12 protein-coding genes are annotated in these 16,565 nt (G+C 55.2%); 7 read left to right on the forward strand and 5 right to left on the reverse strand.

What is annotated here, in order from left to right:
* Positions 1–120: 120 nt before the first annotated feature.
* The 3 genes from ACYQ3G_RS11365 to ACYQ3G_RS11375 form a co-directional block, all read right to left on the reverse strand.
* Positions 121–1,500 (reverse strand): B12-binding domain-containing radical SAM protein, encoded by a 1,380-nt coding sequence (locus ACYQ3G_RS11365; RefSeq protein ID WP_459825933.1) that lies wholly within the window; start codon positions 1,498–1,500, stop codon positions 121–123.
* Between the two features lie 154 nt (positions 1,501–1,654).
* On the reverse strand, positions 1,655–3,799 hold the full coding sequence (locus tag ACYQ3G_RS11370) for an aldehyde ferredoxin oxidoreductase N-terminal domain-containing protein (protein ID WP_459825934.1): 2,145 nt from the start codon (positions 3,797–3,799) through the stop codon (positions 1,655–1,657).
* Positions 3,800–3,824: 25 nt separating this feature from the next.
* Positions 3,825–4,496, reverse strand: coding sequence for a 4Fe-4S dicluster domain-containing protein (locus ACYQ3G_RS11375; RefSeq protein ID WP_459825935.1), 672 nt, complete (start codon positions 4,494–4,496; stop codon positions 3,825–3,827).
* Positions 4,497–5,146: 650 nt separating this feature from the next.
* Here ACYQ3G_RS11375 and ACYQ3G_RS11380 point away from each other — a divergent pair.
* The 4 genes from ACYQ3G_RS11380 to ACYQ3G_RS11395 all read left to right on the forward strand — a co-directional run bounded on the left by ACYQ3G_RS11380 (position 5,147) and on the right by ACYQ3G_RS11395 (position 10,207).
* Entirely contained in the window at positions 5,147–6,289 is a 1,143-nt protein-coding gene (locus ACYQ3G_RS11380; protein WP_459825936.1) for an iron-containing alcohol dehydrogenase, read from the forward strand.
* Positions 6,289–7,494 (forward strand): PAS domain-containing sensor histidine kinase, encoded by a 1,206-nt coding sequence (locus ACYQ3G_RS11385; RefSeq protein ID WP_459825937.1) that lies wholly within the window; start codon positions 6,289–6,291, stop codon positions 7,492–7,494. The genes ACYQ3G_RS11380 and ACYQ3G_RS11385 overlap by 1 nt, the downstream gene beginning before the upstream one ends.
* An 11-nt stretch (positions 7,495–7,505) precedes the next feature.
* Positions 7,506–8,858: a sigma-54-dependent transcriptional regulator gene (locus ACYQ3G_RS11390; protein ID WP_459825938.1), complete on the forward strand. Its 1,353-nt coding sequence runs from the start codon at positions 7,506–7,508 to the stop codon at positions 8,856–8,858.
* A gap of 179 nt (positions 8,859–9,037) precedes the next feature.
* Positions 9,038–10,207 (forward strand): Fic family protein, encoded by a 1,170-nt coding sequence (locus ACYQ3G_RS11395; protein WP_459825939.1) that lies wholly within the window; start codon positions 9,038–9,040, stop codon positions 10,205–10,207.
* A gap of 228 nt (positions 10,208–10,435) precedes the next feature.
* On the opposite strand, the gene ACYQ3G_RS11400 is transcribed toward ACYQ3G_RS11395, so the two are convergent.
* Together ACYQ3G_RS11400 and ACYQ3G_RS11405 are read right to left on the reverse strand one after the other, a co-directional pair.
* A complete protein-coding gene (locus ACYQ3G_RS11400) occupies positions 10,436–10,780 on the reverse strand; it encodes a hypothetical protein (protein WP_459825940.1) in 345 nt (114 codons plus the stop codon).
* Positions 10,777–11,427 carry a hypothetical protein gene (locus tag ACYQ3G_RS11405; protein WP_459825941.1) on the reverse strand — a complete coding sequence of 217 codons (651 nt, stop codon included), beginning with the start codon at positions 11,425–11,427 and terminating at the stop codon, positions 10,777–10,779. Before ACYQ3G_RS11405 ends, ACYQ3G_RS11400 begins: the two co-directional genes overlap by 4 nt.
* Before the next feature lie 626 nt (positions 11,428–12,053).
* Between ACYQ3G_RS11405 and ACYQ3G_RS11410 the strand changes: the two genes are divergently transcribed.
* Genes ACYQ3G_RS11410 through ACYQ3G_RS11420 form a run of 3 tightly spaced genes read left to right on the forward strand, consistent with a single transcriptional unit; the run spans position 12,054 to position 16,521 of the window.
* Positions 12,054–13,508 carry a class I SAM-dependent DNA methyltransferase gene (locus tag ACYQ3G_RS11410; protein WP_459825942.1) on the forward strand — a complete coding sequence of 485 codons (1,455 nt, stop codon included), beginning with the start codon at positions 12,054–12,056 and terminating at the stop codon, positions 13,506–13,508.
* Positions 13,505–14,698: a restriction endonuclease subunit S gene (locus ACYQ3G_RS11415; protein WP_459825943.1), complete on the forward strand. Its 1,194-nt coding sequence runs from the start codon at positions 13,505–13,507 to the stop codon at positions 14,696–14,698. The genes ACYQ3G_RS11410 and ACYQ3G_RS11415 overlap by 4 nt, the downstream gene beginning before the upstream one ends.
* 26 nt (positions 14,699–14,724) lie before the next feature.
* Complete coding sequence (locus ACYQ3G_RS11420; RefSeq protein ID WP_459825944.1) at positions 14,725–16,521, forward strand: GmrSD restriction endonuclease domain-containing protein; 1,797 nt, start codon at positions 14,725–14,727, stop codon at positions 16,519–16,521.
* Positions 16,522–16,565 lie beyond the last annotated feature (44 nt).

Below are 16,565 nucleotides of genomic sequence, written 5' to 3' on the forward strand. Positions count from 1 at the left end.
ATGCGGGTTAGATCGAGGTCATGGGCCGGGGCACGGAAGTGCCGGACAGGTGGATACGTCGGAAAATTTTCCGCCCAACAACCCAAAAGGAGGGAGCAAACTCGGGATCGTCTTGAACAGTCAGGCCTGAAGCCTCCGCAGTCTGAAATACCCTTCATCAAATCCCATGTCGCAGAGCTGATCATACAATTCCGAACATGTTCCTTTCGTGAGCATCATTTGCAACATGATCAGGCCATCGACGTCATATTCTCCTGTATAGAGTGGCGGAAACTCGTCCGTCATCCAGTAATCGTCGTTTATCAATCCTTGACGCTTGGAGAGTTCGTACAATTCCGTTCCTGGAAGAATGGTGGCGATGCCTATGGTTGGCAATGTTGCAGGACGGATGGCATTCACCAACGACACGGTCTCGGCAATGGTCTGCGGGGTCTCTCCGGGGTTGCCGACCATGAGGAAGCAACATGGCTCGATCCCTGCCCCGTGCGTCATCTCGAACGCTTCGGCCACTTGGCGCACCGTGAAGCGTTTATTGATCGCGTGCAGTATTTTCGGACTCCCCGACTCCACACCGTAATAGATCCGATAGCATCCCGCCCGGCGCATCCAGCGCAGCAACTCTTCGTCCACGCAATCCACGCGCGTCTCGGCCATCCAAACGAGGTCCAGCCTGCGGTCAAGAATCTCCTTGCAAATGCCGATTGCCCTTTCGGGGCGAAGTGTAAACAGATCGTCAGAGAAATAGACATGCCGCACACCGAAGTTATGGACCAGGGATTCGAGTTCATCGACGACATTGCGGGGTGATCGGAATGCCCATCTCCCGTTGAAGAACCTGTTCACGGAACAGAACCGGCACGTGAAGGGACAGCCCCGGGAGGTTATGACGTGCGTTCCCGTGAGGCCTTGGTAGCACTCGGGTATTTCCGGAGATTTGTACTGGGACAAATCGAAGGCCTCGTAGGAGGGAAACGGGAATGCATCCAAATTCTCGGTCCAGGCCCTGTGCGCCGATGTGAGGACGGTTTGCCCCTGACGGTACGCGATGCCGGGCACATCCCGAAAATCCGCTCCGCGATCCAGCGCCGCGGCCAGTTCGACCACGGTTGACTCGCCCTCGCCCATGACTACGATGTCCACACAACCTCCGGACAGCACCTGGCCCGGAAAGAACGTGGCGTGCGGGCCACCGGCTATCACCGTGGCTCCAGGCAGGATCTGCTTGGCCAGGGAAGCCGTACGCATGGCGTTCACGCGCCCAAAAGTGAAGAAACTGATGCCGACGACATCCGCGCCCGAACCGGCCAGTACTCGTGCGACATCCTCCCATTCGGCATCGTGCAGATCCGCCATGGCGATGTCGAAGCCGGCGGCGCGCAAGACCGCGGTCAGCGAGGCGATGCCCAACGGAACCCATGTCTTGGGGGCCAGCATATCCGGCTCCAGCGTCACGGGATTCATCATCCTCAGACCTGGAGGGGCCAGGAGCAGTATTTTCATTGTCGTTCCTTGGAACAGCGCCGGGGAGCATGTCTCCCCGGCCTGTCCATGACAACGTGGGTGGAAAAGGACGAGGAGGCATCCGGCACGGATTCCTCCTGGCCGTCCCATGACACCGCCCTGATGAAGGAGGACTCAGGACGGTGCCTCCGGATCACGCGGGAAGTTGAAACCCTTTTGCCTCGAAGGCCTTTGCGACATCGCCCATGCCCAATGCCTCAAGGCTGGATCGCTTCGGCAGACCGGTTTCCGTATCCCATCCCATGTAGTTGTAATATTCCGTCTTCGCCGCTTCGAAATGCTCCCGATCGAGCGGGGGGTGCGGATGCTCGGCCGGAGGATATGGAGGCAGCAGGCGGTCTTCCGCAGGAATGAAGAAATGTTCCGGCAACTGGTCGTGTTCCTTGCGCAGGTTGACCGGCTTGCCGCCTCCCCACTCCAACGCCGTGACCAGTCTGTGCATGTTCCAGATTCTGGCGGCCTTTTCGTTGAGCTTGTCCTGGTTCATCTTTTCCCCGGTGACCAGTTCAAAGAGCTTGTACTCGACCGAGACGTCCCCGGTGTATTTGCGGTCCTCCCGGCCGCTGGTCATGATGGGGTAAACCCAATCGCAGACCGTGATGCTGTCCTTGATGCAGGCCCGCATGTGGATGAACCTGCCCAGCGCGGCGTGGGCCTTGGCCGACTTCTCCCCGTTCCAGGTGATCGGGACGTCCCGGTCACGCCAGATGTCGTTCAGCCCGTTTTCCGCCACTTCTTCGCCCCAGATGGTCTTGGCCACCGGCAGCGCCTGATCGAATTTCAGCCCCGTCCATTCGAGGAGGTTGGTCATGGAATGCCGGTTCGGGTCTCGATTCTCCACCGCGAAATTGATCGCCCAATAGTAGCCATAGGTACGCGGGTCATAATGGGCGGACATGCCCCAGCCGCCGTTGCCGCCGACAACGCCGCCCATGATCCCTTCCATGTTCTCGAAATGCATGACCCTCTCGGCCACGTCCTTCAGGCCCATGACGTTGAGCTTGTCGGCGATGATGTCCATGGCGCGACGGAAGCCCTCGGCAAGACTGTCGCCGAGAAACCCTTCGCGATAGGCGATCATGTGCATCAGCGTCTCAAGCCCTTTTGTCCCGAGGTCGCCCTTGGGCGGGTAATGCCCGCTCTCCAGTCCGGTCTGAATTTCGGAGGACACAAGCTTTTTGTCGCGCAGATGCTGCAGGATGCTCTTCCCGTCGACGACCTGATCCTGCAGGAACCAAACGAACTGGATCATGGGGAACATCTCGAAGGTGTCCACGCCGAGCTTGTTGGCCAGCTGATTGGCCAGGAACGTGGCCTTGTCCCTGTTGCCCATCCAGGAATAGAACCACTGCGTGCAGCTCACCGCTCCGCCGCCCATTCCAGGGACATTCATGTAGGAATAGCACCCTTGCGGACAGGCGTAGCACGACTGCGGCTTCACGTGGTATTCATTGAGCCACGGCGCGCAACTCTTGGTCTGGTCGAAGCGCAATGCCTGCTTGTTGATGTCTTTTGGGTCGATATGCTTTTCAGTCCAGCTCAAAGCCCCTGTTGACAGCGGCGTTGAACCCAAGGGACCAGGCTGAATCTCGCGTACACTCTTGACATATTTGATCAGCCCATCCTTGTCGGCGACCTTGACCCCACCCGTGCCCCGCACGCATACGGCCTTGAGGTTCTTGGATCCCATGACCGCGCCGAACCCGCCCTGTCCCGCTGCATTTCCGATGCGGTGGATAATGGGAGATATGCGCACCAATTTCTCCCCCGAAGGACCGATGATAGCGATCTGGACCTTCTCATCCCCGAGCTTGGCCTTGAGAGCGTCTTGTGCGGCGAACGTATCCTGTCCCCATATGAACCCCGCGTCCTCAATGGTTACGGAATCGTTGTTGATGTTGATGAACACGGGTTTGGGCGCCTTGCCCTGAATGATCAGGGCATCGTAACCCGCGAATTTCAGCTCTGCCCCCCAGTACCCGCCGAAGCCGCTGCGGGTTACGAGAGGATGCTTCGAGCCTGGTGCATAAACGTGCGGCGAAATTCCAATGACCTCCGAGCGCCCCGTGGAAGGGGCCAGAGTACCTGTCAGCGGCCCCGTGGCGAAGACCAGGCGGTTATCCGGGCTGAAGGGATCGGCCAGGGGAGCCTCGTCGAAGACGACCTTGTAGCCGATCCCGATCCCGCCGGTATAATCGATGTACTTTTCCGTAGTTTCCTTGGTGACTTTTCCGGAACTCAAATCAACGCGTGCTATGGTTCCCGTCCATCCGTTCATTACAAGCGCTCCTTGGTATCGATGTTTATCTCAGGTCGACAAATGACAAGGCGTCAGCTGGACAATACTTCACGCATTGCGGGTCTCCTCCGCAAAGGTCGCACTTCGAATAGACTCCGGTCGCCTCGTTCTTGACGATCTTGTCCCACGGACACGCGGCGAAACATTCCCCGCACCCGGTGCATTTCGCAGGGTCGATGACGCGTGCGCCAGTCGCCTTGTCCAGCGTAAGCGCGTCATACGCACATGCGAGATAACAATCGGCCATGTTGCATTGGCGACAGACGTCGGCCATGGCCGCAAACTTGGCGAGGGTCTTTGTCGGGTCGTATTGGGTGGTGATCCGGCTTAAAGACGGCTGACACTGTCCGTCATGGCTCAAGGAACAGACAATCTCGCAGGTGCGGCAACCGACGCAAAGGGTCGGATTGGCCGTCAGCCACGCCTTGGAGTTGGGAAGCTGGTCCGGCGTGATCTCGCGGTTGTAATGCTTCGGGTTGAAATTCTTGGGCGCGGCTACCGCCCCCTTGACCACTCCGGCGCCGATGACAGCCTGAACGCCCAGCAACTGGATCATCCTGCGGCGACTCATCGGCCCCTGTCCCACAGCCTTCTCGGCCTGAGGATCGTCTTGGGGACTCTCGGTCGTGTGATTTCCGAATAGGTTTTGCCAGTGTTCACGAATTTTCTTGCTCACGGTAACCTCCTGTGCGGATGCGGACTGTTGCAGCCCTGTTTCCCTCCCCTTGAGCAAGATGAAGACCATGTGCCGAGCGGATTCGCCCGGAAAACACGCCATCTCATGCAACTGAGAAATCGCTTTTATTTCATACGATTAAACAAGAGACGCAGCTGCATTCCGACGGACGTGCCCACCATGCCGATGGTCGCCGTTTGATGGCCGGGGTCAGAATGACTCCCCGCTCCAAATTTCAGGGGTCACAATGACCCCGCCGCTACGCTTCATGCCATCCGCAACAAAACACCGATCAGAGCCCATAAGTTGGGGCTCCCTGCACATGAAAACAGAACATACCGAATTCATTATGGATTCAAGAGAACGTCACAGCGGAGGGCTCTCGACGTGCAGAACATCGCGGATCTCGTGAAAATGGGAAATCGTACGGATCGACACCAGGCACGACGCTTCGGACCAAAAACATTCCGCCGGGCTTTATGACAACAGGCTTGCTTAACAGCGCGAACAGGTTGTAATGATTCATCGCTGATACCAAACCGGCTGCGGCAGCGCATGAGGACGGGCGTCGGCTCGGCTCGTGCCAGCCCGGCTGGACCGATATTTGTATTTGCGCCCGTAACCACCCCATAAAATCCCGGGAGCCCATCGTGGATGCTTACAAGTTCACCATCCCTGAAATCATTTTTGGACGAGGCAGTCTGAAGTATGCAGGAATCTGTGCACAGCAGCTCGGCGCCTCGAAACTTTTCGTCGTCTCGGACCCAGGAGTCGAAAAGGCGGGATGGGTGGACAAGCTTTTTGAGATTCTTCGCCGGGAAAAGCTCGACTTTGTATACTACAACGACGTCGTGCCCAATCCACGGGACTACCAGGTTCACAACGGCGCCAAGTACTACGAGGAAAAGGAAGCAGACGTGATCCTGGCGCTCGGGGGAGGCAGCACCATGGACGCGGCCAAAGGCATTGCGCTCGTCGTCAGCAACAAAGGAAACATTAAGGACTACGAAGGGGCCAATCACGTCAAACACCCCCTCCCTCCCATGGTCTTCATTCCTTCGACCATCGGCAGCGAATCGAACATCTCCCAATTCACGGTCATCACTGATGTCGATCGCCGCATCAAAATGACCATCATCAGCCGCACGCTGGTCCCGAACATATCGATTTCCGACCCGACGCTGCTTGTGACCCTGAACCGCGACCTCCTCATCGCACCAGTATTCGATTCCCTGGCCCATGCCGTCGAGTCGTTTGTATCCCCTCTGGCCAATCCATTTACCGAACTGCAGTCCATGCGGGGACTCGACTTGCTCATTCGGCATTTCCGGCTCGCCCTGGAGGCGTTTCACCTCGATGACCTCGAGCAACTGGCGATAGCCGGAACCTGTTCGGGCATGGCCTTCACCAACGCCAGCGTCGGCCTTGGACACGCTCTGGCCCACGCCTTGGGAGGCATGTACGATGTCGTCCACGGTATCTCGCACGCCATGCTCCTCCCGGATGTCATGCGCTACAATCTGACCTCGTGCATGAACAAGATGGCAACCATCGGCCGGATCATCACGGGGAAAACGTTCAGTACGGAAGAGGCCACGGCGCAGGCGGGCATTGAAGCGCTCGAAGAATTGCGGGCCGAAATCGGCATCCCATCGCGTCTAAGGGAGATCCTGCCGGACAATACGATGCTTCCCACCGTGAGCCAGAACGCGGCAAAGGACATCTGTCTGCGCACCAACCCCCGCCCGGCCGATTGGAAGGATATTCTCAACATCTATTACGGAGCATGGTGATGACCAACCACGCAGACCTCGGAGACATCTGCGGAATCGAGACAATCAAGCTCGGTTTCTTCCGGGAGGTTCAAAGGAAGATCACGGAGCTCAAAAAATCAAACGTCAAGATCGAACAGCGCCGCCAAGAGACACAGAACATTCTTGACGGCATTCCCGATGTGATGGCCGTTCTGTCCATGGATTTCATGCTGCTTTCCGTAAACAAGGCCTTCTTCCGAACATATAAAGGAGTCGAGCCGTATGGCTTGCACTGCTTCCAAGTTTTCAAGGGGTGCACTGAACCATGCACAAATTGTCCTGTGACGCAAGCACTGGAGTGCTCAACGCAAGTTGCCAGAAATCTGCAAACACTCAACTGGAATGGAGAGAAACGCCAGATTGAATGCACGGCATCCATCATGCGCAATGCAGAGAATACGCCGACACGAATCATATTGCTCCAGCGTGACGTGACCCGTGAAAAGCAGTTTCAGGTAAAATATTTCCAGGCCGAGAGAATGGCCACCATTGGCATCCTGGCCGAAGGGGTGGCGCACGAGATCAACAACCCCCTGACCGGAATCGGAGGTTTCGCCGAGGCGCTGACCCTGAAACTCGACGAATTGCGCGAAATCGCGGCCTTATGCAACAAAAGCAACGTGATAGCGGATTTCGAGGAATATCTCCAAACCATTCTCCGGGAATGTCGGCGGTGCTCCGACATCGTGCAGAACCTGCTCACCTTCGGCCATCGCGAAATCAACTTCTATGTACCCGTCGATCTCAACGATGTAATCCGCAATTCCATCAAACTGCTGCACCCCAGGTTGAGCCGTCTGTCTCACGACATCATGGCCCTGGACCTTGCACTGGACGAAGCCGTCGTGCTCGGGCACCCGGGCGAACTTATGCAGGTGGTGCTCAATCTTGTCCTGAACGCTCTCCACGCAATTCAGAACTCCGGAAGAATTACAGTCAGCACCATGCTCAGGGACAACATGGTCATTCTCACAGTCAGCGACACCGGCATCGGCATACCGGAAGATAACCTTCCCAAACTCTTTGAGCCGTTTTTCACCACGAAACCGCCCGGACAAGGAATCGGAGTCGGGCTGTCAACCTGCTACAACATCATCGGGAAACACGGCGGCTACATCTCCGTGGAAAGCGAACCGGGCAACGGAGCCACGTTTGAGGTAATCCTGCCACATCATACTGATTAGGATCGGGCATCATGTACACAACTGGCGCCATCAATCTTCTCGTTGTGGACGACGAACCATCCATCTGCCGCCTTGCGGAGAAAGAACTGGCCGCAGCCAACCGGGTGGTAACGACGGCAAGCACCGCTCGCGAAGCCTTGACCATCAGCAACAAACAGGATTTCGACGTCATCGTGCTGGATGTCAGGCTGCCCGATGGGCATGGATTGACCCTCCTCGAACATTTCCGGAACTCCTTGCCGGACGCGGAAGTGGTCATGATTACGGGATACTCGGAGGTCAGCGTTGCCGTCGAAGCAATGAAAATGGGGGCCTATGACTATGTCACCAAGCCTTTCACCCTGGAGAAGATCAAGCTGGTTATCGAGAAGGCCTTCCAGGCTTCGGCGCTGCGACGGGAAAACCGTATCCTGAGGACATCGGCCTCGCGCAGACCGGTACGCACGCTCATCGGCCATTCCATTGCCATGAAGCGGGTCGGCTACCTCATCGACAAGGTGGCAAAAACCAGGGCGCCGGTCCTGATAACGGGGGAAAGCGGCGTCGGCAAAGATGTCGTGGCCAATGCCGTTCACGACAAGAGCACGTGCGCGGAAAAGAAATTGGTCGTCAAAAACTGCGGGACCTTCAACAAGGATCTGCTGCGCAGCGAGCTGTTCGGCTATCGGAAGGGAGCGTTTACCGGCGCCATGGACTCACAGGACGGACTGCTCTCCCTGGCGAACAACGGGTCGCTATTCCTGGACGAGGTCGGCGAGTTGCCTTTGGACGTGCAGTCGATGTTGTTACGGGTCCTGGAAACACAAAAGTACAGACGCGTTGGCGACACCGAGGAACGCACCGTCAGCGTCCGGTTCCTGTTTGCGACGAACCGGGACCTGGCCAAGGAGGTCGAAGCCGGGCGGTTCAACGAGGCCCTGTACCACAGGCTCAATATCTTCCGCATAGAGATCCCTCCCCTTCGCGAACGCAAAGAGGACATCCCGGTATTGACGGAATACTTTCTTGGGCACCTCTACCCAGAAAGACCACTCTACAAGATTTCGAAACGCGCCTCGGAATGCTTCATGTCCTACCACTGGCCAGGCAATGTCCGCGAACTGCGCAACGTCATAGAGAGAGCCATCATCCTTTCCGAAAACGAGTTGCTCACGGCCCATTCGCTCCCGCCTGAAATTATCGCCAGCAGGGGAGATGCCAATGATGGCAGCGCTGCGTCTTTAACTCTCGAACAGCATGAAAAGGAGCTCATTCTTCGAGTGCTCAACATAGTCGGAAACAATCGCAATAAAGCAGCTCAAATGCTGCATATCGGAAGAAAGACGCTCTACAGAAAAATGTGCAAATTCAATATATCAGGATAGGGATTGATCCGAAGCAGCGACAGGCGCCGCATGGCGATGATTTCGCCGTTGGGGCACTCGTCTTGAAAAATCATCTTTTGTCGAAATCTGATTGATTTCTCACCCCTGCTCGTTTATTTCAGGAAGAGCTAATAACATAAAATAATAAGGCGCCTTATTTTAGTTTCGCGGAAGGCAGAATGAAACGAGAACTCCAAGGCAAATACGTGATCATTTCGACGGTGGGCGAGAAAGCTCAAGCCTTTGTTCCCGCACCGTTGCCTCCGCGTCCTCCCATCGACTGGACACCTGAATTGCGGAACAAATTCGACCTGGCGCTCCTGGCGCTTGGGCGACTGGACAGCGTTTCGACCCTGCTCCCGGACACTTCACTCTTTCTGTACATGTACGTCCGAAAAGAAGCGGTGCTCTCCTCCATGATCGAGGGCACGCAGTCCTCACTGTCGGACCTGCTGCTCTACGAATTGGACCAGGAACCAGGCGTACCCCTGGATGACGTGCGGGAAGTCAGCAACTACGTCGCGGCTTTTGATCACGGCCGACACCTCCTGGATGGTGGGCTGCCTTTATCGCTGCGGTTGTTCCGAGAGATTCACGGGGTGCTCCTCAACAGGGGGCGAGGCAGCGGCCTGACGCCGGGAGAATTCCGGCGCAGCCAAAACTGGATCGGCGGCACCCGGCCGGGCAATGCGGCTTTTGTGCCGCCTCCCGCCGAGCACGTACTCGAGTGCATGAGCAAGCTCGAACGATTCCTCCACGACCAGCCCGAGCCGACCCCGGTGTTGCTCAAGGCGGCGCTGGCTCATGTGCAGTTCGAGACCATCCACCCGTTTCTCGACGGCAATGGCCGCCTGGGCAGGCTGCTGATCACCCTGCTCCTCTACGACCAGAAGGTGCTGAGGGAGCCGATGCTCTACCTCAGCCTCTACTTCAAAACCCACCGCCAGTACTACTATGAACTGCTCAACAATGTACGACTGACGGGCGACTGGGAAGCCTGGCTCGACTTCTTCGCCGAGGCCGTCATCGTCACCGCCGGTCAGGCGGTGGATACGGCCCGGCAGCTCATCGCCCTCTCAAACCTTGACCGCGACAGAATCAGCGGCCTTGGCCGGGCGGCAGCGTCCACCCTGCACATTCACCGGGCTCTGTTGGAGCACCCTATCGCCACATCCGGCTCGTTGGTTGAGAAGACCGGTCTCACCCCGGCAACCGTCAACAAGTCCCTCGCCCACCTGGGACAACTCGGCATCGTCAAGGAGTTGACCGCCAGGAAGCGCAACCGATTGTTCAGCTATGCCGCCTATATTGAGATTATGAATCGCGGAACGGAACTGCCTGGACGATGATTGAAAGGTGATCGACACCTCGGGGAATTCGGAAAAAGGTGATTTTCGAGGTGACAATGAAAAAGGGTCCGCGAACCATTAAATTCGCGGACCCTTGTCATTCCTGGTAGGAGGCGAGACTCGAATTTTAATATTAACAGTTTGAATTAAAAATGATTTATTAATTTGAGAAAACAAATTATACGCCACGTTATACGATATTCACTTGGCTGTAAGCTCCAGCAAGTTCTAATCTTTGCGTTCGTAGAGCGGTGAGACTTTTCGCCCAACAATGTGGATTATCGGACTCGTAGTCCCGGTAATAGCCCCTTGAATATCAAATGCATGACCATCCGAAAAACCATTTAATTCAAGCGTAAATTTTTTCAATGGCCCAAAAACGGAGTTTAATGGACCGCGGTAGTGGCTGACTTCGATTACAGCTTTTGCCTGATTTCCGTACACATCAATATATCCACGATAGAGATATGTTGCGTCACCGCCGTTAATATCACCCTCCGCGATTACGGCGAGCCCACCTCCGACGTTGTTAGGGCCAACAGAAAATTCTACAAAGAAGATACCTGATGTCACTTTCGTCCCCCTTCGGCAGAAATTAAAGATTTAATTTTTAGAAAATCAGACACCGCATTAGGAAAAGAGGAGAGAAGGCTCGATAATCGCGAGGCCATCCGTCGATCCTTAAATTCTGTCTCCAGTCGTGTAGATAATTCCCAAGCGTCATTCGATGATTCAATAAGGCGTTGCGCAATAGCGTGATCAACTCCAAGATCTACCGTTATAAATTTATATAATTGATTTTTTTCTAAATCTTGCTGCTTCTGAATAGCTTTATTTGCTTCTAGGTACACATTTTTTGCAGCAGAATCTAGATTCGCTCCATCAATAAAATCTTGAATTGCAGAAATTTGTTCTTCAATTATTTTAATTCGGCCATCATATTCTTTATCAATTCCATTAATTCCTATAGATGTAACATATAGCTCTTCTTTTTTATAGTCACCAGGAGAAAAAAATACAGCTGGCTTTTTATACAAAACAAAGAAAAATGCCAAAACAAGACCAGCCGGAAAGCCCATCACAAACCAGATGAAAATTACTTGAAGTCTCTCTGGGAGATTAATAATAACATACGCCATCGCTAACTCAGACAAAGCAGCAAAAATGGCGACCATCGCAAGGGGGTTTTTTACTCGTCCGATTGTTTCATCGATATTCATAGTGTATTGTACCTGCACCAACCATTACAATTTTTCCACCAATCATTCGAGCGAAGCGAAAACTCAATCTTCCCGCCTGAAGAACATGTGACCGCCCACGGTTTATCCTGATGAATATTTCGAGGCCGCAATTCTTTCAATAAAGACGACAAAATTCAAATTGTCAACATGTTACAGCATCTAATACCCGTAACTTGGGGACTGTCGCATCAAACTACGTCTGAACGCACTCTCCTTTGACGGCCCCGAGCGGGCCAGATAATTTTATTCCAGCCCGAAGCTGCTGGACCTCCCGGCTTTGATAGCCGGCGCAGTATCCAGCTTCGGGTTTTTCCATTTCGACCGCGCCTTTGATCTGAGACTGTTAGAGGTTTCGATTCTTTGTAATTATTTCGCCGCCATTTCCGAAGGTGGCTTTGTGCCCGGATCCTGCCAGCACCCTCCCCTTTATTCTCCTTGAACGTGCAGTTCAGATCACTCAGCCCGGCGTCAATCCTTCGAAGGGCAAATTTATCTTGTGTCATACAGGAGTTATGCTCTAAAACACCCGTGGATTTCCGGCCTGGTCGGACTTTTCTTTAACCTGAGTCGGCTGAATTGCCGAGTTTCTTCATTTTTGGGACACCATGTTCGAACAAGCATTCAAGAATATCGACGACGCGCTCTGGAAAGAGAGCGGCTGCACGACGGAGCTCGATTACACGGAGCAGACATCCTGGCTCCTTTTCCTCAAATACCTCGACGCGCTGGAGCAGGACAAGGCCACGGAAGCGGAACTGGAGGGGCGGGAGTATTCGTTCATTCTTGACACTCCCTATCGCTGGGAGGCCTGGGCCGCTCCGAAGAATGGCGGCGGCAAGCTGGACCACAACAAGGCCATGACCGGGGATGATCTGGTCGATTTCGTGGACCGCAAGCTGTTCCCCTATCTGCACGGTTTTAAGCAGCGGGCCACCGGGCCGGACACCATCGAATACAAGATCGGCGAGATTTTCGGTGAGATCAAAAACAAAATCCGGAGCGGCTACACCCTGCGCGACATCATCGACCACGTGGACGAACTGCGTTTCGGCTCCCAGAGCGAAAAGCACGAACTCTCCGCACTGTACGAAGAAAAGATCAAGCGCATGGGCAACGCGGGCCGCAACGGCGGGGAATATTACACGCCGCGCCCGCTCATCCGGGCCATGATCCAGGTCACGCAGCCCAAGATCGGAGAACGCATCTATGACGGCGCCTGCGGTTCGGCCGGCTTCTTGTGCGAATCCTTCGCCTACCTCTCGGCTAAGCCGGACCTGACCACGGACGACCTCAAAGCCCTGCAGGAGCGCACCTTCTACGGCAAGGAAAAGAAGTCCCTGGCCTACGTCATCGCCATCATGAACATGATCCTGCATGGCATCGAGGCCCCGAACATCGTCCATACCAACACCCTGAGCGAAAACCTGGCCGACATCCAGGACAAGGACCGCTTCGACGTGATCCTGGCCAACCCGCCCTTTGGCGGCAAAGAACGCAAGGAGGTCCAGCAGAACTTCCCCATCCGCACGGGCGAAACGGCTTTCCTCTTCCTGCAGCACTTCATCAAGATGCTCAAAGCCGGCGGCCGTGCAGCCGTGGTCATCAAGAATACGTTTCTGTCCAACTCGGACAACGCCTCAGTGTCTCTGCGCAAACTGCTGCTCGAAAGTTGCGGCCTGCACACGGTGCTCGATTGCCCCAGCGGTACGTTCCAGGGCGCGGGCGTGAAGACCGTGGTCCTCTTCTTCGAAAAAGGCCGCCCAACGCGCAAGGTCTGGTTCTATCAACTCGATCCCGGCCGCAGCCTAGGCAAAACTACGGCCCTGAACGACACTGATATGGCCGAGTTCGTAGAACTGCAAAAAACCAGGGCCGACTCGCCCAAAAGCTGGAGTGTGGAGGTTTCTCAGATCGACCGGACGAGCTTTGATCTGTCGGTCAAGAATCCAAATAACGGCCATGAGGTGAAACACCGTAGCACGCAGGAGATTATGGATGAGATTGCGGCGCTGGATGCCGAGAGTGCCGAACTACTGAGCAACATCAAGGCTTTGCTATGAAGAACGGCTGGCAGATTAAGCGGCTCGGCGATGTGGTTACGCGCCTGACTAATGGCTACGTTGGACCAACTCGAAATATCTATGTTGAGTCCGGTATTCCCTACCTCCTTGCTAGGCACGTTCGGAACAACAACCTGTCTTTTGATGGGAAAACCTTCATCTCTGAGGAATTCAATCAAAAGAACAAAAAATCGACGTTGAAGGTTGGTGATGTACTATTGGTTCAAAGTGGACACATTGGTCATTCGGCAGTTGTCACAGAAGAACACGAGGGGCACAATTGTCATGCGATGATTGTCATCACGCCACTCAAAGATGTAATCACTGGTCCATTCCTCTCGTTCTTTTTCAACTCGCCCGACATGCAACAGGGCTTCGAGGAAATTCGTTCCGGCTCAACAGTCCCGCATTTGACGTGTGGCGCGGTTAAAGAACTTCAGGTTCCTATCCCTCCACTTTTCGAGCAGCAACGAATCGTGGCCATTCTCGACGAGGCGTTTGCGGGTCTCGCCACTGCCAAAGCCAACGCCGAAAAGAACCTCCAAAACGCCCGCGCCCTCTTCGAAAGCTACCTCCAATCCGTATTCTTCCAGCGCGGCAAGGGGTGGGTGGAGAAAACGTTAGAAGAGATTGGAAAGACACAGACCGGTTCGACGCCCAAAACATCCGACCAATCGAACTACGGCGACTTTATCTCCTTCGTGAAGCCGGGCGATTTCAACAAGGACGGCACGTTGGACTACAACAAAAACAGACTGAGCGAAAGCGGAGCAGAAGGCTCACGCATCGTTCCTGCCGGCTCAGTGCTCATGGTCTGCATTGGTGCGACCATAGGGAAATGCGGCTATTGCGAGCAAAGCGTGACCACAAACCAGCAAGTGAACGCACTCACACCGAGCGATGGGTCGTCAAACCGGTTCATCTATTATCAAATGCTGACCGAAACATTTCAGCGCAAAGTGATCGACGCATCCGGCCAAGCCACGCTGCCCATCATTAACAAATCGAAGTGGAGTGCGCTTTCCGTTTGGCTGCCACCAACGGTTGCAGAGCAAAAAACGATTGCTGCCAAACTCGACGCTCTGTCAGAAGAAACCCAACGCCTCGCCCACATCTACGAGCGCAAACTCGCCGCGTTGGATGCGTTAAAGCAATCCCTGCTACACCAAGCCTTCAGCGGCCAACTCTGATCCCCACACCCCGGAGCAACTTTACAATGGCCACCCAACGCTACTCCGTGACCCCTCATCCAATCGAAACACTCCTGACCTGGGTGAAATCCGGTGAGATAGCCATCCCTGAAATCCAGCGTCCTTTTGTCTGGGAAGCGACCAAAGTCCGCAACCTGCTTGACTCCCTGTATCAGGGCTATCCGGTGGGCTATCTGATCGCCTGGCGCAATCCCAAGGTCAAACTGAAGGACGGTTCCATCTCCGTTGGCAAGCGCATCCTCATCGACGGCCAACAGCGCGTCACGGCACTCATGGCGTCCCTTCTTGGCCAGGAAGTGCTGACGGACGACTACGAGACGCGGCAGATCCAGATCGCCTTCAATCCGCAAAACGAGACATTCGAGGTCACCAACCCGGCCATCCGCAAAGACTCGGCCTGGCTGCCGGATGTGGCGCAGGTCTTCGCCGCGAACGCCAGCATTTTCCAGATGGTCGAGGCCTATTGTTCGGCCAACCCCGATGTCCCCAGAGACGATGTCTACAAGGTGATCGAAAAGCTGCGCGGTATCATCCACAACCATGTGGGCATCATCGAGTTGGCGGAAGATCTGGATATCGAGACCGTGACCGAAATCTTCATCCGCGTGAACTCGGCCGGCGCCCCTCTGTCGCAAGCCGACTTCGCCATGTCCAAGATCGCGGTGAACGAGACCTACGGCGGCAACATGCTGCGCAAGGCCATCGACTATTTCTGCCATCTCGCCGTGGCCCCTGAATTTCTTCCCAAGATCAAAAAGGGCGACAAGGCCTTCGTCGAATCCGAATTCTTCGACAAGATGAAGTGGGTCGCCGACGTCAATGACGACATCTATGACCCGACCTACACCGACATGCTGCGCGTCGCCTTCACATCGGAATTTGGACGCGGGAAACTGCAGGACCTCGTGGCCCTGCTCTCGGGGCGCAATTTCGAGACCAAGCAGTACGAGGAGGCCATTGCGGAGGAGTCGTTCGCAAAGCTCAAGAACGGCATTCACGCGTTCATCAACAAGACCCACTTCGACCGCATCGTTATGATCCTGCGGTCGGCGGGATTCATCGTCAGCAACCTGATCGGCAGCCAGAACGCCGTCAATTTCGCCTATATACTCTATCTGCGCGGCCGATCGGAAAAAGTGCCCGCCGACGATCTTGAACGCTTGGTGCGCCGCTGGTTCGTCATGTCCATGCTCAGCAAGCGCTACAGCAGCGCCCCGGAATCGACCATCGACTTCGATATCCGTCAGATTGATAACAGAGGTGTGGTTGCGTATGCGGATGCGGTGATTCCCAACGAACTGCCGGACAGCTTCTGGACAGGCATGTTGCCGCAGTTCCTTGATACGTCCTCAAGCATCAGCCCCTATTTTCGCTGCTATCAGGCCGCGCAGATCAAACTCGGGGACCGAGGCTTTCTGTCACGAGACATCACCGTGGCAGACCTGCTTCTGAACCGGGCCGACGTGCATCACGTGTTTCCCAAAAAGCACCTCAAGGATGCAGGTCTGTCCCGCGGGAGCTACAACCAGATCGCCAACTTCGTGATCGCCCAGAGCGAGATCAACATCGCAATCGGCGCCAAGGCCCCTGCCGTCTATTTTGCGGAACTGGCCGACCAGGTCCAGGGCGGCACGAAGAAATACGGAGGCATCACGGACAAGGACGATCTGCATGCAAATCTGCGCATGAACTGCATTCCGGACGGCCTGCTCAGTGGCGCGATCACGGAATACAGTGATTTTCTCGAAGAACGGCGCAAGTTGATGGCCTTGAAAATGAAAGACTGGTTCGAGGTGTTGTGACGGTTCAGGACCGGGACATTGCCTTGGAAGTTTCTTGATCGGGT

Source organism: Desulfomicrobium salsuginis, assembly GCF_054657795.1.

Excerpts from the sequence above, each read along its gene's own strand:
- ACYQ3G_RS11365 (WP_459825933.1), bottom strand. The coding sequence starts at position 1,500 with ATGAAAATACTGCTCCTGGCCCCTCCAGGTCTGAGGATGATGAATCCC.
- ACYQ3G_RS11370 (WP_459825934.1), bottom strand. The coding sequence starts at position 3,799 with ATGAACGGATGGACGGGAACCATAGCACGCGTTGATTTGAGTTCCGGA.
- ACYQ3G_RS11385 (WP_459825937.1), top strand. The coding sequence starts at position 6,289 with ATGACCAACCACGCAGACCTCGGAGACATCTGCGGAATCGAGACAATC.
- ACYQ3G_RS11390 (WP_459825938.1), top strand. The coding sequence starts at position 7,506 with ATGTACACAACTGGCGCCATCAATCTTCTCGTTGTGGACGACGAACCA.
- ACYQ3G_RS11395 (WP_459825939.1), top strand. The coding sequence starts at position 9,038 with ATGAAACGAGAACTCCAAGGCAAATACGTGATCATTTCGACGGTGGGC.
- ACYQ3G_RS11405 (WP_459825941.1), bottom strand. The coding sequence starts at position 11,427 with ATGAATATCGATGAAACAATCGGACGAGTAAAAAACCCCCTTGCGATG.
- ACYQ3G_RS11410 (WP_459825942.1), top strand. The coding sequence starts at position 12,054 with ATGTTCGAACAAGCATTCAAGAATATCGACGACGCGCTCTGGAAAGAG.
- ACYQ3G_RS11415 (WP_459825943.1), top strand. The coding sequence starts at position 13,505 with ATGAAGAACGGCTGGCAGATTAAGCGGCTCGGCGATGTGGTTACGCGC.
- ACYQ3G_RS11420 (WP_459825944.1), top strand. The coding sequence starts at position 14,725 with ATGGCCACCCAACGCTACTCCGTGACCCCTCATCCAATCGAAACACTC.